Genomic DNA, 19,596 nt, shown 5'->3' with positions numbered 1-19,596 from the left:
AAGTCCCTCCCTAGTGATAAGAGTAATCCTAATAAAACTTAGGTAAAGGATTCAATTTCAGATTTTGTCTTTGATGCCAATACGGATAAATTGTTGGTACTTCGCTGGCTTGGTCTAATTTCTTTACTTGGTCTGTTGTCAAATTCCAACCTACAGCCTCAATGTTTTGAAGGAGTTGCGCTTCGTTTCTTGCACCAATAATAATGCTCGATACTGTTGGTCTTTGCAATACCCAGTTGATGGCCACTTGTGCTAGCGTTTTACCAGTTTCTTCTGCTACTTCGTCCAAGGCATCGATGATATTATAAAATACTTCTTCGTTGATTACTGCTTCTGGAATAGGACTTCCGCCTTGCGCTACTCTACTATCTTGTGGCAAAGGTTGGTTTCTACGATATTTGCCGCCTAATCTACCTGCCGCCAAGGGTGACCAAATAATTCCGCCAACTTTTTGGTCTAAGCCCAAAGGCATCAATTCCCATTCGTATTCACGATTGGCCAATGAATAATATACCTGATGCGCTACATATTTATTCCAACCATATTTATCAGCGATAGCTTGAGATTTCATTAAGTGCCAACCCGAAAAATTAGAAGCAGCGATATACCTAATTTTCCCACTTTGAATTAAATCATCCAATGCTCTGAGGGTCTCTTCAATAGGCGTGTTACCATCAAACCCATGCATATGGTAAAGGTCGATATAATCAGTATTGAGGCGTTTTAAACTTCCTTCAACTTGTTTAATCAAACGATAGCGAGATGAACCCTGATTGTTTGGCCCATCGCCAAAAGTAAAAGTAGCTTTTGTGGAAATCAAAGATTTATCTCTTTTACCAGCCAATGCTTTTCCTAAAATCTCTTCTGATAGTCCTTGAGAATAAACATCGGCAGTATCGAAGAAATTGAGTCCTGCTTCTAAACAAATATCTACTAAACGAGTAGCTTCTTCTACCTGAGTACTTCCCCAAGCTTTAAAAAAATCGTTTCCACCACCAAATGTAGCAGTACCAAAACTTAGCACAGGCACTTCTAAGCCTGATGCACCTAACTGTCTGTATTCCATTCTTTATTGATTTTAGAGATTTGTCTTATGCTACTCTTTAAGGGGTAGCTAATAGTGAAATCCAAAAAATAAAAAGTTGGTTCGTTTTTGGTAAATAAGATGTTAGACTTGAAGACGCTAGACTTAAGACTTGAAGATTTTAGATTTTAAGATGCTGGATTTTGAGATATTAGACTTTGGACTTGAAGACGCTCGATTTTGGGACTTTAGGTGTTAAATTTAAGGTACTAGACTTAATGACTAGGTCCAAAGTCTTAAGTCTAGCGTCTTCAAGTCTAGTGTCTTCAAGTCCAAAATCTTAAATCAAAACAGCTCCCCGAAATATTCAGGAAGCTGTCGCCTATTCACCTAACCACTAAAATAGTTTTTCTTTAATTAGCATACATTGACCAATTGGTAATCAAGCAATTGATTTTATTGTAAACTGTCTTATAATATTTTGAAACGCCACTTTGCGACGTCTGGCAATGTCTATCTTTTGTCCATCTATCATAATCACACATGGCTCGCCTGTAGTACTGAATGCTTTTAAATATCTTAAATTAATCAAGAACGATCTGCTCACTCTTACAAAATCATGAGCCTCAAATAATTCACAAAATTGTTTTAACGTTTTTGAAAAAAGTCTTTTACTACCATTCTTATAATGTACAAAAGTATAATTCCCTTCGCCTTGACACATCACAATTTCATCGATAAAGATTTCTGTTTTTCCTCTTTCTAAGAAAATAATTGTTCTTTTTTCACGACCATATCGTTTTGAAGAAAAGAGAAAATTGGTTTGGATTGGTAAGTTCATAGTTGTTTGGTTTACATAATCACCTTGATGAATATTTTTCCATAGTACAAAACAAAAGACTTTGCTTTCAATATTTTAGCGTAAAAACACTTTAATTGCTTAATTGCGTATTTTTACCCTCCGTAAAACCCCTCTTTTTGTGCTACATTTCCTTAGTCGTAAATGCGTTAAAAAATGGTAACAAGAAAATCAGAAAAATTTATGGTTTGAAGACACACGAATAATCCTTAATTTTGCAGGAAAACAAGATTGGTGTTTTTTCACGAATCATATTACAAATACTATGCTTTCAGAACAAGAAGTACTTCGCCGACAAAAGCGCGAAGATTTAATGAAGCTTGGAATCGACCCTTATCCAGCTGAACTATACGAAATCAATGTAACTGCTGAGGATATTCAGCAGAATTATGCGAACAATAAGATTGATTATAAGAATATCTCGATTGCAGGTAGATTAATGTCTTTCCGAATTATGGGGAGTGCATCTTTCGCAGAATTACAAGATGCTACAGGCCGTATTCAATTATATTTCCGCAGAGACGACCTTTGTCCAGATGAAGATAAAACGCTTTATAATACAGTTTTCAAGAAGTTATTAGATATTGGTGATATTATCGGTGTAAAGGGCTATGTGTTTACTACCCAAACAGGAGAAGTTTCTATTCACGTTACCGAATTCAAGATTCTGAATAAATCTTTACGCCCATTACCAGTAGTAAAACGTGATGAAGATGGAAATGTGTTTGATGGTTTAACAGACCCAGAAACGCGTTACCGTCAACGTTATGTTGATTTGATTGTTAATCCAGAAGTAAAAAATATATTTATCAAACGTTCAAGAATTGTAACGACGATGCGTACAATTTTTGATGGAAAAGGCTGGTTAGAGGTTGAAACACCAATTCTTCAGCCAATTCACGGTGGGGCATCTGCTCGTCCGTTCAAAACGCACCACAATTCTTTGGATATTCCTTTATATATGCGAATTGCCAATGAATTGTATTTGAAACGCCTTATTGTAGGTGGTTTTGATGGTGTGTATGAGTTCGGCAAAATGTTCCGTAATGAAGGAATGGACAGAACTCACAATCCTGAGTTTACTTCTTTAGAATTCTATGTAGCCTACAAAGACTACAATTGGATGATGGAAATCACCGAAGAGATTTTCGAGAAAGTAGCTATCGCTACTAACGGACAAACGAAAGTAAAAGTTGGTGAAAACGAAATAGAATTTGCTGGACCATTCACACGTTTGACGATTGCAGGAGCGATTGAAAAATATACAGGTGTTAATGTAGAAGGAATGGATGAAGTAACGCTTCGTAATCACTGTACTTCTTGGGGAATAGAAGTGGATGCTTCGATGGGAACGGGTAAATTGATTGACGAAATTTTCGGCGAGAAAGTAGAAGGCAATTTGATTCAGCCAACGTTTATTATCGACTATCCAGTTGAAATGTCTCCATTGACTAAAAAACACCGTAGTAAACCAGGGTTGGTAGAGCGTTTTGAATTATTTGTCAATGGTAAAGAAATTGCCAATGCTTATTCAGAATTAAATGACCCGATTGATCAGCGTGAACGTTTTGAGGAACAATTGAAACTAGCTGAAAGAGGTGATGATGAAGCAATGGCGATGGATGAAGATTTCCTTCGTTCATTAGAATATGGTATGCCACCAACAGCAGGTATTGGTATTGGTATCGACCGTCTGACGATGTTGATGACTAATCAAACGACTATTCAAGAGGTATTGTTCTTCCCTCAGATGCGTCCCGAGAAGAAAGCTGAACTTTCTACTGATGCAGAATACGAAGCAATCGGTGTACCAACAGCATGGATTCCTGTACTTCAAAAAATGGGCTTTATGACCATCGCAGGACTGAAAGAGGCTAATCCGAACAAAGTATTTAACGATTTAGGCGGAATGCGTAAAAAGTTAAAACTAGATATTTCAATTCCTTCTAAGGACGATGTGCTTAAATGGTTTGAATAAAAAATAGAAAACGGCTACTTCATCGAGGTAGCCGTTTTTGTTTATTTTTCCCCGCTGATTCACGAAGAAAAATATCGCTGATTTTTTAAAGAATTCAAAATCTCCGAAAATCTGCGGTTTTTTAATCTCCAAAATCAGCGAGTAAAATCTTTCCCCAGATTCACGTAGAAAAATATCGCTGATTTACTGATAATCTAATAAATGACAATTTATCAACCTTGATTTATATGAATCGGTTATTTTGTCATGTGTAAATTGTGTAAAATAAAAAATATAAGACATAATGGCATTGAAATATGGGTGGTACGGGATTTGAGATAAAAGGGATGTCCAGCTATTATAATGAAGGACAAAACATTTTTAACATTTAATCAAAAAACATTAAACGTCATAAAACCATGAAACTTGTTAGATTCAATAACCCAGCATTCCAATTTTTTAATGAAGATTTCAACAACATTTTAAAAAACATAGACACCATGTATCCATCAAAACATCACCATAGTTTAGCTTATAATAACATTCCTGCTGTAAATGTTAAAGAAGCAGAAGGCGTATTTCATATTGAAGTAGCAGCTCCGGGTTTGAAAAAAGAAGATTTTAAATTAAGTCTTCACGAAAACCGTTTGACTATCTCAACTAAGAAAGAGCAATCAAATGAAGAAAAAACTGAGCAATACACTCGCCAAGAATTTAATTACACTTCGTTTCAAAGAACATTCAATTTGCCTAAGTCGGTAGATGGAGAAAAAATAGAAGCTACTTATGCAGACGGAATATTGAATATTTCACTTCCTAAAAAAGAAGAATTAAAACCTGCGGTTAAAGAAATAGCAGTAGCTTAATAAATTAGCTTGTGCTAAACTTTTAGCCATTTGCTTCATGATTATTTTTTTCGATTCCTTCTCTGAAAAAAAATGTTAGAGAAGGAATCTTTTTGCCCGAAATACTATATTATTGTTCTGCAAAAAAAACATCATTTAAAGCTGATTCCTTACGAATAAGTATTTTCTTAAAATATGTTAAAAAGCTTTAAAGGAATGCACCTTAAAAAAAGTTTTAGCGTTAAATTAGCAGATGTGAATTAAAGATTAAAAATTTATTCATTCTTGTATTGTTTTGTAAAATTTAACAAAATATCACAAACCATGGAAATTAAAAGTAATGTAAAAAACCTAGCTATAGCCGGAATATTGAGTAGTGCTACTACGCTTGGAGCCTATAAGCTGTTTTTAGAAAAATCATCATCAGACGCCTTATTTACCAATACGCCTTCTGCTTTCACACGAATGGTTTCAAATGCTGGAGCTGTTCCAGCAGGGGCTCCGGGTGAATTTACTTATGCTGCTGAAAAAGCAACACCTGCGGTAGTACACATCAAAACGAAAATGACACGTAACGTTAGCCGTCAAATGATGGATCCGTTTGAAGAATTCTTCGGAGGCTTCGGCGGAGGCGGTCGTCGTCAGCAAGTTGAACCTCAAGAAGCATCAGGTTCGGGTGTAATTATTAGTTCAGACGGTTATATTGTTACTAACAACCACGTAGTACAAGATGCCGACGAAGTATCTGTAATTTTGAATGATAAACGCGAATTAAAAGCTAAAGTTATTAGTACTGACCCAGCTACAGATATTGCTGTAATTCAAGTGAAAAGCTCTAATTTACCATTCTTAACTTTTGGTGATTCAGATGCAATCAGAGTAGGAGAGTGGGTATTGGCTGTAGGTAATCCGTTCAATTTAGAATCGACTGTTACAGCGGGTATTGTTTCAGCAAAAGGACGCCAAAACATTATCGACCGAGGTGGAGATGTTAATCCATTAGAATCATTTATTCAAACAGATGCAGCCGTAAATCCGGGTAACTCTGGTGGTGCTTTGGTAAACTTAAAAGGTGAGCTTATTGGTATCAACACTGCTATTTATAGCCGTACTGGTCAATTTGCAGGATATTCTTTTGCAGTGCCAGTAGGGATTGTTAAAAAAGTAGCGGCTGATTTGATTAAATATGGTAATGTGCAACGTGGTTACTTAGGTATCAACATTACTGAAGTGAATGCCAAATTGGTTGAGGAAAAAGATTTGAAAGTAGGCGACGGTGTGTATGTTGGTGGTTTCCCAACAGCAGGCGGAAGTTCTGCACAAGCTGCTGGATTAAAAGTAAATGATGTAATTGTAAAAATAGATGGCATCGAAACCAAATCAATGTCTAAATTGATGGAATTGGTAGGTCGCAAACGCCCAGGTGAAACTGTAGTAGTTACTGTAAACCGTGATGGAGACCTAAAAGATTTCAATGTTGTGTTGAAAAACAAAGATGGCAATACAAACATTGTGAAAGGTGAAACTGCTGGAAACATTGTAAAAAGCGATTTTCTAGGTGCTAAGCTTGCAAACTTAACTGATAGCGAAAAAGCTAAATTCAAAGTAAGCGGCGGTGCTAAAATCACTGACGTTGATCCAGAAGGTAGATTAGGTTACCAAGGATTAGATAAAGGCTTTATTATCACTAAAATTGATGACAAAGCTGTTACTGATGCAAAAGAAGTAGCAGATGTTTTAGCTAATCGCAAAGGTAAAGTTAGACTTGAAGGTATTGATGTTGACGGTACACGCGTACTAATGATACTTTAATAATTCTTTATATAAGTAGAAGTAAAAACCCTGTAAAGTACTACTTTACAGGGTTTTTTTATGGTTTGTCTTCTAGGGCTTCCAATGCCCTTGCTAATTCTTTTGCCCAGATAGGGTAAGCGTCATATTGTAAATGAATGCCATCTAATGAATATTGTGTTTTTAGTTGATTGTTTTCAGCTAAATACGAATTAGCATCAACAAATACTAATTGATTTTCTTGGCAAAACCTCGCTAATTTATTATTCAGCAGTGTGATTTCTTTGTTAATATCAGACATCGACGTATAAACTACCGCTTGAACAACTATTTTAATTTGCTGTTCTTGAAGGATTTTAATCATTTTTTGGTAGTTCTCAAAAACTCTTTGTTCGGGTACGCCAGCTAGCAAATCGTTTATACCGCCTTCAATTACACAAATTTTTGGTTTAATTTGGGGTACTTGTAATGTTAAGTTTTTTAAAATATGCAAAGTGATTGCCCCACCATAAGCTATGCTGTAAACGTCATTTCTGCCTAAGAGCAACGACCAGTTTTCTTGTGCAATCAAAGAATCACCAATCAATAAAATATTTTTTGATTTCACGGGGAATAAATATCGATAGAGTTTTAGCCTAAATTGGTATGCCAAGATGCCACCCGTAATGATAAATAAAAAATTTAAAAATAATGAAAAAGTTAGTAGTTTTTTCTGCATAATCAATTGGTTTTAATGTCAAAACTATCCGCATCTAAATAAGCAGGGAATTGCTCTCTGAATTCAGCCAAACTTTTTTTATGGAGTACCTGTGTGGTTACAATTTCAATATTTTCTTCATAAAAAAGTTGATTACCTTTAAAATCAATCACTGCCGAATTGCCCGAATATATTAAATCCATTCCGTCTTTGCCTACACGGTTTAGCCCAACTACATAAGCTTGGTTTTCAATAGCACGGGCTTGTAGGAGGGTATCCCACACTTTTGAACGAACTGCTGGCCAATTGGCTACATAGATTAATAAGTCATACGCTTGATTTACATTCCTAGACCATACAGGGAACCGTAAATCATAACAAATAAGCGGACAGATTTTCCAGCCTTTCAATTCCACAATTAGCTTTTTTGTACCACCTGTAAAATAATGATGTTCGCCCCCCATTCTAAATAAATGACGTTTGTCGTATTGCTCAAAACTACCATCAGGACGCATCCAGATTAATCTATTGAAAAACTGATTGCCATCTTTTACAATAAAACTACCCGTGACCACGGCATTGCTTTGTGCAGCTTGTTGTTTCATCCATTTTTGCACGAAAAAATTCATGGGCTCTCCAACCTCTTTTACATTCATCGTAAAGCCAGAATTAAACATTTCTGGCAAAATAATAAGGTCAGTAGGCGTATCAATCAGCGCAATTTTTTCTTCCAACATCGCCAAATTAGCAGTGGTGTTTTCCCAATATAAATTCGTTTGAATAAGAGTTATTGAAAGGTCTTGCATAAATATATCTTTATAAAAGAAAAATAGTGGGTGACTATTACCAAAAATAGTGATTTTCTATGGCTCAATCAAATAAAGCAACCAAAGCAAGATACATTAGTCCGAAAAAGTGTTTTCTTTTGTATAGAAAAAAACAATTTATCAAAACTATGAAAAGAATACTTTCCCTCTCATTATTAACGATTTGCATAGCATTATTGGGCTTCAAAAATATTGAAGAACATCCTACTTTAGAAATTGGCGCTGCTGCTCCTAATTTTAATTTAAAGGGAACTGATGGCAAAATGTATACGCTCAATTCTTTTACCAAAGCCAAACTTTTAGTTGTAGTATTTACCTGTAATCATTGTCCGACGGCACAATCTTATGAAGAGCGCATCAAAAAACTTGTGACAGATTACCAAGCCAAAGGAGTGCAAGTAATAGCTATTTCACCCAATGACCCAGTAAGTGTGCGTTTGGACGAAATGGGTTATACCGATTTGGGCGATAGTTACAATGATATGAAAATCAGGGCAAAAGAACACCATTTCAATTTTCCTTATTTGTATGATGGTGATACGGAAGTAGCCTCTAAAAAATATGGACCTGTGGCTACGCCTCATGCCTTTATTTTTGACCAGAAAAGAATATTAAGATACTCGGGAAGAATTGATGATGTTGAGAAACCAACGGGGACGCCTAAAAATCATGATACCAGAAGAGCCCTTGATGAATTATTGGCGGACAAGCCCGTAACGGTGAGTAAAACCAAAACGTTTGGATGTTCGATAAAATGGGGAGGTAAAAGAGAATTAGCAGCTCAAGAAAAAGTAGATTGGGCAAAAGAACCCGTAGCGTTGGAATCAATCGATGAAGCAGGTATCAAGAGTTTATTGAAAAATGATTCGGGGAAATTAAGATTAATCAACGTTTGGGCTACTTGGTGTGGGCCATGTGTGGCAGAATTGCCTGATTTTATGACCATCAATAGAATGTTTAGACAACGAGATTTTGAATTAGTGACTGTCTCGGCAGATAAACCAGACAAAAAAGATAAAGCTTTGGCAACGCTGAAAAGACTACAGGCTTCTAACAAAAATTATATTTTTAATTCAGATGATGCCTACAAACTGATAGAACTTATTGACCCAAAATGGCAAGGAGCTTTGCCGTATACTTTGCTGATAGAGCCGAATGGAAAGGTAGTGTATCAGAAACAAGGAACGATTAATCCTCAGGAAATGAAGAGAATCATTGTAGATAACCCTTCTGTAGGAAGATATTATTGAGCTAATTTTCTTAAAATATTAGCCTCGTAGAGGTGAAATATCGGTAGGGACATTGTCAATAAGATTCCCATTCTAGCCCCATCGGGGCGAAATATTTCGCCCCGATGGGGCTAGAATGAACTATCAAAGATACTTCTACCGATATACCGTTCCTAACGGAACTATAAATCAATTAAAAAAGAGCGGTCAAAATTAGTTTTTGACCGCTCTTTTCTTTGATTTTAAAATTAGAGAGGACTCCTATTTTATTAATAGGTTTTCGTGAAATGTCATGTTATTTGCACGATTGGTCAAGGACGATTTCGATGGATTGAGACAACTTTGTATCATCATTAAACAACCAGAAAACATGCAATCAGAAATCTTAGTTCTAGGGTCAACAGGAAGTATTGGTTATGCATTTACCGAAAATTTACTTCACAAAAATATTCCAGTAAGCATCATTGTTCGTGATGTAGCCAAGGCAACAAATCTTTTTAAAGACTTTGACAATGTAGAAATCATCAAAGGTGATGTGCAAGATTTGAATCTTTTAAAACAAGTCTCTGCCGACAAAAAGTATATTTTTCACGGGATTAATTATCCTTATGACCAATGGTTTGGTAATATGGATGTAGTGACTGCCAAGATTATTGAAGCTGCCAGTATCAATCAAGCAATGATTGTTTTTCCTGGGAATATTTACAACTATGGCAAAACCCCATTAATTAAAGAAGATTCTCCTGAGCATCCTTGCACCCGAAAAGGAGCTTTGCGTGTTGAGTTAAAGAAGATGTTGAAAGATGCCGCCCATACTGGGAAATGTAAGGTATTAGATGTGTGTTTGCCAGATTTTTGGGGTCCTAATGTATTGAATGCGGGTATAAAGCCTATTTTTATAAATGCCCTTAAAGGTAACGCTATCCCTTATTCTGTTCGAATTGATATTCCGCATCAGATGGTTTTTACCAAAGATGCTGCCGAAATGATGGTAAGATTAATGCAAAGAGGTGTTCAGCAACCTTATGAAAATTATAATTATGGCGGACAAGCACATCCAACAATCAAAGGTTTTCTTAACCAGATTTCAAGGTCAGCCAATGCTCCAGAAAAGATAACGGTTTATCCCAAATGGTTATTTACAGTATTAGGAATTTTTATGCCAGTAATGAAAGAAGTAAAAGAGATGCTTTACCTTTTTGAAGGAACAGTAATACTGGACGATACTAAGGTGAGAAGTATTTTTCCAACTTTTAAAGAAACTCCTTTGCAAGAAGCCATTACTCAAACGTTGGATTGGTTTAAGGAGAATGAGCTTGTGAAGTAGCTGTGAGCGGAAAGCCTTGAGCAGGGAGTTTTTTTTAGTTTAACATTTTACCTTTTAAACAAACAGATATTAAATACAAAAAACATTATGAAAACTATATTAAGACTTGAAGAAATGGCTGAATTTGTGTTGGGAATACTAATTTTCAGTCGATTGGAATTTGCTTGGTGGTACTTTCCTGCATTGCTACTTACACCAGATTTAGGGATGTTAGGTTATTTAATTAATACTAAAGCGGGTGCTTGGCTATATAATTTTGTTCATCATAAAGCCTTAGGCATTAGTATGTTAGTGTTAGGATTCTACCTACAAAACCAAATCATTTTATTAGTGGGAACAATTCTATTTGCACACTCATCCTTTGATAGAATGATGGGCTATGGCTTAAAATATGAAGATAGTTTTGGGAATACGCATTTGGGAAAGATAGGGAAATAGTTGTTAGCACTCAGCTATGAGCTATGAGTAATGAGCTTTTAAGGAGGGAACACTTACTAAAACTCCAAGGAATGAGTCAAAAGTAAAAGAATAGGTAATTTGTGAGCCGTCGACCTTCACGGTTTTAAATGATAATCACTAAATCACTCATTCACTAACTGACTCACGCTACCGTTTTAGGGTTTTTGCGATACACGTTTGGAGTATACCCAGTCCATTTTTTGAAGGAACGAAAGAAAACACTCGGTTCAGAATAACCTAATAAATAAGCAATGTCTGTCGTGCTTAAATGCGTTTCTTGTAGATGTTGAACAGCCAAGTTCTTACGAATGTCATCAAGGAGTTGCTGAAAAGTGACTCCTTCTTCCTTGAGTTTCATTTGTAGTGAACGTAACCCAATGCCCAGATTCCTAGAAATATTAAATAACGATGGCTCTTCCCCTTTTAGTCCGTCCAAAATCTCTTTCTTAACCTTTTCTTTGATAGAATTATCTTGTTTAAGGCTACTCAGAATACTTTGCGCGTGCTTATCAAACAAAGGAAAAAGATTTGGATTGGCATTCAGAATAGGATAGTCTAAGTACTTTTTATCAAAAACGATTCCTGTAATATCACTTTCAAAGAGTACCTGCTCAGTCTTAAAAATGCGTTGGTACTCACTTAAATGTGGTGAATAAGCAGGATAATTAAAATGCACTGCATGAAGGGGTAATGCCCTACCAAGCATACCTTTTACGGCTTCATTATAAATAGATAATTCAGATTCAAAAGCATATTGCGGATAAAGCATATCCTCGCTTAACTGTGTTAAAGTTACATAAGCCAAATCGTCTTTTATATAAAACTCAGTTTTTGAACCATCACAAACGATGTCTTGATATTGGCAAAGTTTTTCTAAAGCTTTATCCAAAGTAGGACAGTGCATCATCACATAAGCCAAAATTCCCACCGCAACAGTATTGATAGATTCACCTATATGCAATGCTAAATGTTCATCACCCGTCATTTCCACTGCCTCTTTCCATAATTCCTGCACTTTTCTGATAGGTAAACGAGCGTCAGGGTCTTGAAGCATATCGGCTGTTAATCCTACTTTTTCGCACAGCACACTGTATTCAGCACCTCTTTGTTGGGCTGAATATAGAATTAAGTTGAAAGAAGAAACAGAAAGTGTGTTGGACATATTGTTAAGCTATGATTAGTGAGCTTTGAGCTGTGAGCAATGAGCTATGAGATTTAATTTTTTAGCCTAAAAAAGCTCATAGCTGACAGCTAATATGAGCTATGAGATTTAATTTTTTAGCCTAAAAAAAGCTCATAGCTCGCGGCTCATAGCCTACAGCTAATATGAGCAATGAGATTTAATTTTTTAGCCTAAAAAAAGCTCACAGCTCAATGCTCATAACTGACAGCTAATATGAGCAATGAGATTTATTTTTTAGCCTAAAAAAGCTCATAGCTCAATGCTCATAACTGACAGCTAATATGAGCAATGAGATTTATTTTTTTAGCCTAAAAAAGCTCATAGCTTGCAAAAGATTTTTAGCGTAAAAAAAGCTCACAGCTCACTGCTCAAAGCTTACAGCTTACTTCAAATAACGCCAATCTTCGTTGCCAGTCAGAGCCAATAGAGATTCGTAAATCAAATTAATTACTGCTTGCACATCGTCTTTCGCAACGGTTTCAACGGTTGTGTGCATGTATTTTAATGGTAAAGAAATCAACGCAGAAGCTACTCCCTCAGTTGCATAAGCAAATGAATCAGTATCCGTACCAGTAGAACGAGAAACCGCCTGACGCTGGATTTTGATTTCTTTAGATTCAGCTACGTCAATAATAAAATCACGTAGGTTATTTTGTACAGCAGGGCCATAACAAATTACTGGGCCAGCACCACATTTTAAATCACCTTGTTCTTTTTTGTTATACATCGGCGACTGAGTATCGTGGGTAACGTCAGTAACAATTGCTACGTCTGGCTTCAAACGTCTTACAATCATTTCAGCACCACGTAAACCTATTTCTTCTTGTACAGCATTTACTACATACAATGTAAAAGGAAGTTCAACTTTATTTTCCTTTAACATGCGTGCTACCTCTGCAATCATAAAGCCACCAATGCGGTTATCCAAGGCACGACCAACGTAATAACGATTGTTCAATTCAGTTAAACCATCTTCAAAAGTTACCACCGTTCCAACATGAACGCCCATTTCTTCCACTTCCTTTTTGTTGGCGGCACCCAAATCAATAAAAATATCATTTACAGTTGGAGCTTTGTCTTTTGCCAAATCACGCACGTGAATAGCAGGATAGCCAAATACGCCTTTTACAACACCTTTTTTAGTGTGTAAATTACAACGCATAGAAGGGGCAATCACGGCATCAGAACCACCATTTCTTCTTACGAAAATATAACCATTATCGTCGATATAGTTTACAAACCAAGATATTTCGTCAGCGTGCGCTTCGATAACTACTTTATAAGATTTTGCCAACGAAGCAGTGTTTGGTTTAATCACCCCAACGGCTGTACCATACACATCAATGATAGTTTCGTCGATATAAGGTTTGATATAGTCTAACCAAATTTGTTGTCCCGATGCTTCAAAACCAGTTGGCGAAGCATTGTTAAGGTATTCGTAGAGAAATGTTTTTGCGTTTTCAGTCATAATTAAAGTATTGATATATTTCGAAATGTCATTTTTACAAAAATACAAAACCCCAAAGGTTTTTAAAGCCTTTGGGGATAAAAATCAATTTTTAGTTAAATATCCTGCAAAAAAGAAGCTCAAAGCTCATAACTCAAAGCTCACAGCTACAAAGGAATATTCCCATGCTTCTTCCTTGGTAAATTAGCTACTTTATTTTCCAGCATTTTAAAAGCCCGTATTAATTTCTGACGCGTTTCTGAAGGCTGAATTACTTCATCAATATAGCCACGATGTGCCGCTCTATACGGATTAGCGAACTTCTCGGTATATTCCTCTACTTTTTCTTGTAGTTTCTCAACTGGGTTTTCTGCTTCTGATATTTCTCTTTTAAAAATAATCTCCGCCGCACCTTTAGCCCCCATTACCGCAATTTCGGCTGTTGGCCAAGCATAATTCATATCAGCACCAATGTGTTTGGAATTCATTACATCATAAGCCCCTCCATAGGCTTTGCGGGTAATTACCGTAATTCTTGGTACGGTAGCTTCACAGAAAGCATACAATAGTTTTGCTCCATGAGAGATGATGCCGCCCCATTCTTGGTTAGTGCCAGGCATAAACCCGGGGACATCTTCTAACACTAATAATGGAATATTGAAACAATCGCAAAAACGAACAAATCTGGCAGCTTTCTGACTTGCCTGAATGTCTAATACGCCCGCCATCACGATAGGTTGATTGGCTACGATACCAATACTTCTACCTGCCAGACGAGCAAAGCCAACGACAATATTTTCAGCATAGTTTTTATGCACTTCAAAGAAGGAGTCGGAATCAGTAATATGCTCAATTACTTCCTTGATATCATAAGGCTGATGAGGGTTCTCTGGAATAATGCTATCCAAGCCTTTTCGTTCTTCATTGCCTATTTCATAGGGTAGGGAAGGCGCTTTATCTTCGCAGTTCTGAGGAACATACGATAATATTTTTTTGATGTTATTGATACAGACCACTTCGTTGGCACAAGAAAAATGTGTTACGCCCGATTTGGTAGAATGCGTAGAAGCTCCGCCCAATTCCTCTGAAGTAATTACTTCATGGGTAACAGTCCTTACCACATTCGGGCCTGTTACAAACATATATGAAGTGTTTTCAACCATTAAAATAAAGTCGGTTATCGCTGGAGAATATACTGCCCCACCTGCACATGGCCCCATGATGGCGGAAATCTGTGGAATTACGCCCGAAGCCAAGGTGTTTTTATAAAAAATATCCGCATACCCTGCCAATGAAGTAACGCCTTCTTGAATCCTAGCGCCACCAGAATCATTCAGACCAATAATAGGAGTACCATTTTTCATGGCTAAATCCATAATCTTGCAGATTTTTTCCGCATGTGTTTCGGATAACGCTCCGCCAAAGATGGTAAAGTCTTGAGCAAATACATAGACCAAACGCCCATTTACGGTACCATAGCCCGTAATTACGCCATCTCCCAAGTAATATTCTTTATCTAACCCAAAATCTTTACAGCGATGCATCACGAATTTGCCAATCTCTTCAAAACTACCTTCATCCAATAGCAACATTACCCTTTCGCGTGCTGTCAGCTTTCCTTTTTTGTGTTGAACCTCAATCCGTTTTTCACCTCCACCCAATAAAGCTTCAGTATTTTTCTTTGCTAATTCATCAAATTTCACTTGATTGCCCCCTGTATTCATTTTGAATGATTTTGTTCTATTGTTTTATTAGAATTCTTATCAAAGATATACTTTCAAATAGCAATTACCTGCAAAAACAATATAGTTTCTTGATTTTGTATAATTTTATTTTTTTTGTGTATTTTAATGAAAACTCTAGCGATATTCTGATAAATTACACAATAATAAATATAAATAAATAGTCTTATACTAGATTGAATGCTTATCTTGGTTCGTTTTTATCAAAATTGTTTTATATCACTCAATATAGGGTTGTAGTTTGGTTAAACAATATTATGATTAAAGGACAAAAAATATTAAATGAAGCATGAATAAAAATTACATTTGGAAATTTTTCATACTATTTTTTCTACAAATTGCCCGACAAGGTTTTTCTCAGATTGGAGGTAATCAAAGCTTCAGCTTTTTGAATATTCCCAGCAATCCTGTCACGTTAGCTTTGGGTGGAATAAACGTTTCGCATACCAATAAAGATATAAATGTACTTTTCCAGAATCCTGCTCTTTTAGATACCACTTTGCATAATCTTTTAGCTGTAAATTATATTCCTTATTTTGCAGGCATCAATTATACCACGGCTGCTTATGGTCGAAGTTTCAAGAAAAACATTGTTGCTTTAGGTGTTCAGTCGGTTAATTATGGCAATTTTCAATTAACAGATGCTGCTGGAAATATTCTTGGACAATTTACCGCTAATGATGTAGCACTTACGTTATCCAGTGCTAGGACTCAAGGCAATATTACCTTTGGGGGAAGTATAAAATATGTGTCATCAGTCGTAGAAAGTTATTCAGCGGTAGCTTTATTGTTAGATTTTGGTGCTATATTTAAGCATCCTACCCAAGCATTGACGCTTGGGATAAGTGCAAAAAATATAGGAGCATTATTAAAAGCATATACTCCGTTTGATAATAGCAATTTACCTTTTGATGTACAAGCAGGTATTAGTTTTAAACCTAAATATATGCCAGTCCGTTTTTCATTTACGGCTCATCACTTATATCAATACGATATTGCATATTTAGATAAAACCATTATCAAAAAAGACTTTAATGGTAATATCATTGAGAATAAAGTAGGTTTAGCAGATAAAATAGCAAGGCATTTTGTAGTTGGCACAGAAATTTTGTTTAATAAAAATTTTCATGCTTTAATTGGGTATAATCATTTAAGGGCTGCCGAGTTGAGTCAACAGAATATCAGTGGCTTTTCTGGGTTCTCCTTGGGTTTTTTAATACACACCAAACTCTTGGATTTTTCCTATGGGTATTCAGGCTATAATACCGCAGGAAATTTGAATAGTTTTGGTTTAGTTTGTGACTTAAACAGAATAATAAAATAAAAATTCACCGACCCACGCGTTGGTTAAATCCCCAATTCGTGGAAAGTTTAAAAGATGGCAAATTTAGAATCATTAACTCCTAAACAAATTGTCGCAGAACTCGACAAATACATCATTGGGCAAAAAGATGCCAAGAAAAATGTAGCAATTGCACTTCGAAATCGCTGGAGACGGATGAATGCTCCAATAGAAATGCAAAAAGAAATTACACCCAATAATATCTTAATGATTGGCTCGACTGGTGTTGGGAAAACTGAGATAGCACGTAGATTAGCAAAGTTGGCCGACGCTCCATTTACAAAAGTTGAGGCGTCAAAGTTTACAGAAGTAGGGTATGTAGGGCGTGATGTAGAATCAATGGTCAGAGATTTAGTTGAGTCGTCTATTCATCTAGTACAATCAGCTAAAAAAGAAGAAGTAAAAGATAAAGCCTCTGAAATCGTTGAAGAGATTATTGTGGAAGCATTAGTGCCATCAATGGGCAAAACAGGTAAAAAGAAAAAGCAAGAAAAGGTAGGTTTTGATAGTAACGAAGTCCCTGAAAGCGACGAAGAATTGAACCAAAGAACCAGAGAGTTATTCCGTGAAAAATTAAGAAGAGGGGAACTTGAAAACCGTAAGATTGACATTGCTGTTCGTAGTGTAAATACGCCCAACATTGGGGTGATGGGTGGACCAATTGATGAAATGTCGATGATGAATATTTCTGAAATGATTGGAGGAATGTTACCCAAAAAAGAGAAAAAGCGTAAGATGACTATCGCTGATGCGCGCAAGGTACTTTTGGAAGAAGAATCAGCAAAACTGATTGATATGGATGAAGTAAAGGAGGAGGCTATCAGAAAAGCTGAGAACTTAGGGATTATCTTCATTGATGAAATAGATAAAATCGCATCGTCAAGAAGTGGCGGAGGTGGTCCCGACGTAAGTCGTGAAGGTGTACAAAGAGATATGTTGCCTATCGTTGAAGGTTCTACGGTGAATACTAAGTATGGTGTCATTAATACTGACCACGTACTGTTTATCGCAGCGGGTGCTTTTCATGTTTCAAAGCCGAGTGATTTGATTCCTGAGTTACAAGGTAGATTCCCTATCAGGGTAGAACTACAAAGTTTAAAAGAAGAAGACTTCTATAGGATACTAAAAGAACCTAAAAGTGCTTTGACGAAACAGTATATTTCTTTATTACAATCAGAGGGAGTAGAATTATCGTTTGATGATGAAGCCTTAGCAGAGATAGCCAGAATAGCTTTTGCCGTAAATTCAGAAGTTGAAAATATCGGAGCAAGGCGTTTACAAACGGTAATGTCACATTTATTAAACGATATTATGTTTGATATACCCGATGTGATAGTTCCTAATGAAAAAATAGTGATTGGCAAAGAACTAGTATTGGAACGCTTGGGAGGTATGGTAAAAAACAGAGATTTGAGCCAATATATTTTGTAAAATATCAATGTTTAATTCATAAAAAAGAGCTTCTTGAAATTTTCAAGAAGCTCTTTTTGGTACAATACCTTTAGAAAATTGGGGCTAATTACTTACCTCTTTCATTATAAACTTTTTGTAATTTGATAGCTACAATAGTAGAAGCACCCATAAGTAGGATAAAGAAAGCCCAAGTTAATAATGTTCCAGACATTTTTATATGATTTTGAAGGTTCAAATATTCGATTTTTTCTTGCTTACAAAGGTAACTAAGAATTACCAAATATAGATTATTCGTGATTAATTCTTTGTTTAATTTAGCTACTAAACACGTAAAATAAGGTTTACAATACGCCTTTTGTGGAAGGGAGAATATCTAAATCTTTGATTTCACGTTTCGTTGCCATTTTGATAGCCTTTGCAAAAGCCTTAAAAATAGCTTCTATTTTATGATGTTCATTATCAGCTTCGGCTTTGATGTTCAAATTACATTTGGCCGTATCTGTAAACGATTTAAAGAAATGGAAGAACATTTCTGTAGGCATTTCCCCAATTTTCTCACGCGAGAATTTAGCATCCCAAACCATCCAGTTTCTTCCTGAGAAGTCAATCGCAGCATGTACTAAGGCTTCGTCCATCGGTAATAAATAAAAACCGTAGCGGGTAATTCCTTTCTTATCACCCAATGCTTTTAAATAAGCCTCACCCAAAGCTAAAGCCGTATCTTCAATCGTATGGTGTTCATCGATATGTAAATCGCCATTTACTTTGATGGTCAAATCTGCACCCGAATGTCTCGCCAATTGGTCTAACATGTGGTCGAAAAAGCCTAAACCAGTATCAATGTTTGATTTACCTTTTCCATCTAAATTGACAGTTACCCAAATTTGCGTTTCTTTTGTAATACGTTCTATGCTACCAATACGTTCTGGTAAGCGTAGGAACTGATAAATTTCGTCCCAATCTTTTGACGTCAGTGCAACAGCATCATTTAATACTTTATCCTCAGGCTCATTATCACCTAAGTAAATTGCTTTAGCTCCTAAATTAATGGCTAATTGAACATCAGTGAGTCTGTCACCTAAAACGAAAGAATTTTTTAAATCATAAACGGTTTCATCAAAATATTTTTGCAACATTCCCGTTCTTGGCTTACGTGTCGGCGCATTTTCGTGTTCAAATGTATGGTCAATGTGAACATCAGCGAAATGAATATTTTCATTACTCAATGTTTCCATCATTTTGTTGTGTGCAGGCCAAAAGGTATTTTCTGGAAAAGAGTCTGTTCCTAAACCGTCCTGATTTGTTACCATTACCAATTCAAAATCTGCCTCTTCGGCTATTTTGCGAAGATTAGAAATTGCTTTGGGAAGAAACGCTAATTTTTCTAGAGAATCTACTTGGAAATCTGTTGGAGGTTCAACGATAATAGTACCATCACGGTCAATAAACAATAT

At 36.1% G+C, this 19,596-nt stretch carries 16 protein-coding genes; 8 read left to right on the top strand and 8 right to left on the bottom strand.

The features are described from left to right. Positions 1-28: 28 nt before the first annotated feature. Together AC07XN_RS07255 and AC07XN_RS07250 are read right to left on the bottom strand one after the other, a co-directional pair. Positions 29-1,066 (bottom strand): aldo/keto reductase, encoded by a 1,038-nt coding sequence (locus AC07XN_RS07255; protein ID WP_309919644.1) that lies wholly within the window; start codon positions 1,064-1,066, stop codon positions 29-31. 400 nt (positions 1,067-1,466) lie between these two features. Beyond that, complete coding sequence (locus AC07XN_RS07250; RefSeq protein ID WP_309919646.1) at positions 1,467-1,865, bottom strand: LytR/AlgR family response regulator transcription factor; 399 nt, start codon at positions 1,863-1,865, stop codon at positions 1,467-1,469. Between the two features lie 283 nt (positions 1,866-2,148). On the opposite strand from AC07XN_RS07250, the gene lysS reads away from it, so the two are divergent. From lysS to AC07XN_RS07235, 3 genes are all read left to right on the top strand, one after another. Then, positions 2,149-3,861 carry a lysine--tRNA ligase gene (gene lysS, locus AC07XN_RS07245; protein ID WP_309919648.1) on the top strand — a complete coding sequence of 571 codons (1,713 nt, stop codon included), beginning with the start codon at positions 2,149-2,151 and terminating at the stop codon, positions 3,859-3,861. A gap of 398 nt (positions 3,862-4,259) precedes the next feature. Next, entirely contained in the window at positions 4,260-4,706 is a 447-nt protein-coding gene (locus tag AC07XN_RS07240; RefSeq protein WP_494742556.1) for an Hsp20/alpha crystallin family protein, read from the top strand. Between the two features lie 303 nt (positions 4,707-5,009). Further along, on the top strand, positions 5,010-6,497 hold the full coding sequence (locus AC07XN_RS07235) for a Do family serine endopeptidase (protein ID WP_309919654.1): 1,488 nt from the start codon (positions 5,010-5,012) through the stop codon (positions 6,495-6,497). 58 nt (positions 6,498-6,555) lie between these two features. Here AC07XN_RS07235 and AC07XN_RS07230 read toward each other — a convergent pair whose 3' ends face one another. Both AC07XN_RS07230 and AC07XN_RS07225 read right to left on the bottom strand, forming a co-directional pair. Further along, positions 6,556-7,194 carry an SGNH/GDSL hydrolase family protein gene (locus AC07XN_RS07230; protein ID WP_494742555.1) on the bottom strand — a complete coding sequence of 213 codons (639 nt, stop codon included), beginning with the start codon at positions 7,192-7,194 and terminating at the stop codon, positions 6,556-6,558. Between the two features lie 2 nt (positions 7,195-7,196). Beyond that, positions 7,197-7,979, bottom strand: coding sequence for an amidohydrolase (locus tag AC07XN_RS07225; protein ID WP_494742554.1), 783 nt, complete (start codon positions 7,977-7,979; stop codon positions 7,197-7,199). Positions 7,980-8,128: 149 nt separating this feature from the next. Here AC07XN_RS07225 and AC07XN_RS07220 point away from each other — a divergent pair, with 149 nt between their 5' ends. The 3 genes from AC07XN_RS07220 (at position 8,129) to AC07XN_RS07210 (ending at position 10,994) form a co-directional block, all read left to right on the top strand. Continuing rightward, positions 8,129-9,250 (top strand): redoxin domain-containing protein, encoded by a 1,122-nt coding sequence (locus AC07XN_RS07220; RefSeq protein WP_494742553.1) that lies wholly within the window; start codon positions 8,129-8,131, stop codon positions 9,248-9,250. Positions 9,251-9,599: 349 nt separating this feature from the next. Continuing rightward, complete coding sequence (locus AC07XN_RS07215; RefSeq protein ID WP_494742552.1) at positions 9,600-10,556, top strand: NAD-dependent epimerase/dehydratase family protein; 957 nt, start codon at positions 9,600-9,602, stop codon at positions 10,554-10,556. 87 nt (positions 10,557-10,643) lie between these two features. Then, positions 10,644-10,994 (top strand): DUF4260 domain-containing protein, encoded by a 351-nt coding sequence (locus AC07XN_RS07210; protein WP_494742551.1) that lies wholly within the window; start codon positions 10,644-10,646, stop codon positions 10,992-10,994. 163 nt (positions 10,995-11,157) lie between these two features. On the opposite strand, the gene AC07XN_RS07205 is transcribed toward AC07XN_RS07210, so the two are convergent. The 3 genes from AC07XN_RS07205 to AC07XN_RS07195 form a co-directional block, all read right to left on the bottom strand. After that, the gene (locus tag AC07XN_RS07205; protein ID WP_494742550.1) at positions 11,158-12,177 is read right to left on the bottom strand and encodes an AraC family transcriptional regulator; all 1,020 of its coding nucleotides are present in this window, start codon (positions 12,175-12,177) and stop codon (positions 11,158-11,160) included. A gap of 403 nt (positions 12,178-12,580) precedes the next feature. Next, the gene (locus AC07XN_RS07200) at positions 12,581-13,666 is read right to left on the bottom strand and encodes a M42 family metallopeptidase (protein ID WP_309919680.1); all 1,086 of its coding nucleotides are present in this window, start codon (positions 13,664-13,666) and stop codon (positions 12,581-12,583) included. 146 nt (positions 13,667-13,812) lie between these two features. After that, complete coding sequence (locus tag AC07XN_RS07195) at positions 13,813-15,369, bottom strand: acyl-CoA carboxylase subunit beta (RefSeq protein ID WP_494742549.1); 1,557 nt, start codon at positions 15,367-15,369, stop codon at positions 13,813-13,815. A gap of 307 nt (positions 15,370-15,676) precedes the next feature. Between AC07XN_RS07195 and porQ the strand changes: the two genes are divergently transcribed. Both porQ and hslU read left to right on the top strand, forming a co-directional pair. Next, the gene (gene porQ, locus AC07XN_RS07190) at positions 15,677-16,711 is read left to right on the top strand and encodes a type IX secretion system protein PorQ (protein WP_494742548.1); all 1,035 of its coding nucleotides are present in this window, start codon (positions 15,677-15,679) and stop codon (positions 16,709-16,711) included. Between the two features lie 54 nt (positions 16,712-16,765). Then, positions 16,766-18,160 (top strand): ATP-dependent protease ATPase subunit HslU, encoded by a 1,395-nt coding sequence (gene hslU, locus AC07XN_RS07185; RefSeq protein ID WP_309919690.1) that lies wholly within the window; start codon positions 16,766-16,768, stop codon positions 18,158-18,160. 323 nt (positions 18,161-18,483) lie between these two features. Here the strand turns inward: hslU and hisB are convergent. Continuing rightward, positions 18,484-19,596: bifunctional histidinol-phosphatase/imidazoleglycerol-phosphate dehydratase HisB (hisB, locus tag AC07XN_RS07180; protein ID WP_494742547.1), on the bottom strand; the 1,113-nt coding region annotated here is incomplete at its 5' end.

The organism is Arcicella sp. GW458-12-2-14-TSB2, from assembly GCF_059423785.1.
The sequence above is the reverse complement of the archived record's forward strand: the minus strand, read 5'-3'. Positions and strand labels throughout refer to the sequence as shown.

What these genes read in the sequence shown, in the direction of transcription:
- AC07XN_RS07200 (WP_309919680.1), bottom strand. Translation starts at nt 13,666, where the DNA reads ATGACTGAAAACGCAAAAACATTTCTCTACGAATACCTTAACAATGCT.
- AC07XN_RS07195 (WP_494742549.1), bottom strand. Translation starts at nt 15,369, where the DNA reads ATGAATACAGGGGGCAATCAAGTGAAATTTGATGAATTAGCAAAGAAA.
- AC07XN_RS07225 (WP_494742554.1), bottom strand. Translation starts at nt 7,979, where the DNA reads ATGCAAGACCTTTCAATAACTCTTATTCAAACGAATTTATATTGGGAA.
- AC07XN_RS07215 (WP_494742552.1), top strand. Translation starts at nt 9,600, where the DNA reads ATGCAATCAGAAATCTTAGTTCTAGGGTCAACAGGAAGTATTGGTTAT.
- lysS (WP_309919648.1), top strand. Translation starts at nt 2,149, where the DNA reads ATGCTTTCAGAACAAGAAGTACTTCGCCGACAAAAGCGCGAAGATTTA.
- AC07XN_RS07250 (WP_309919646.1), bottom strand. Translation starts at nt 1,865, where the DNA reads ATGAACTTACCAATCCAAACCAATTTTCTCTTTTCTTCAAAACGATAT.
- AC07XN_RS07220 (WP_494742553.1), top strand. Translation starts at nt 8,129, where the DNA reads ATGAAAAGAATACTTTCCCTCTCATTATTAACGATTTGCATAGCATTA.
- AC07XN_RS07205 (WP_494742550.1), bottom strand. Translation starts at nt 12,177, where the DNA reads ATGTCCAACACACTTTCTGTTTCTTCTTTCAACTTAATTCTATATTCA.
- AC07XN_RS07255 (WP_309919644.1), bottom strand. Translation starts at nt 1,066, where the DNA reads ATGGAATACAGACAGTTAGGTGCATCAGGCTTAGAAGTGCCTGTGCTA.
- AC07XN_RS07240 (WP_494742556.1), top strand. Translation starts at nt 4,260, where the DNA reads ATGAAACTTGTTAGATTCAATAACCCAGCATTCCAATTTTTTAATGAA.
- AC07XN_RS07235 (WP_309919654.1), top strand. Translation starts at nt 5,010, where the DNA reads ATGGAAATTAAAAGTAATGTAAAAAACCTAGCTATAGCCGGAATATTG.
- porQ (WP_494742548.1), top strand. Translation starts at nt 15,677, where the DNA reads ATGAATAAAAATTACATTTGGAAATTTTTCATACTATTTTTTCTACAA.
- hslU (WP_309919690.1), top strand. Translation starts at nt 16,766, where the DNA reads ATGGCAAATTTAGAATCATTAACTCCTAAACAAATTGTCGCAGAACTC.
- AC07XN_RS07230 (WP_494742555.1), bottom strand. Translation starts at nt 7,194, where the DNA reads ATGCAGAAAAAACTACTAACTTTTTCATTATTTTTAAATTTTTTATTT.
- AC07XN_RS07210 (WP_494742551.1), top strand. Translation starts at nt 10,644, where the DNA reads ATGAAAACTATATTAAGACTTGAAGAAATGGCTGAATTTGTGTTGGGA.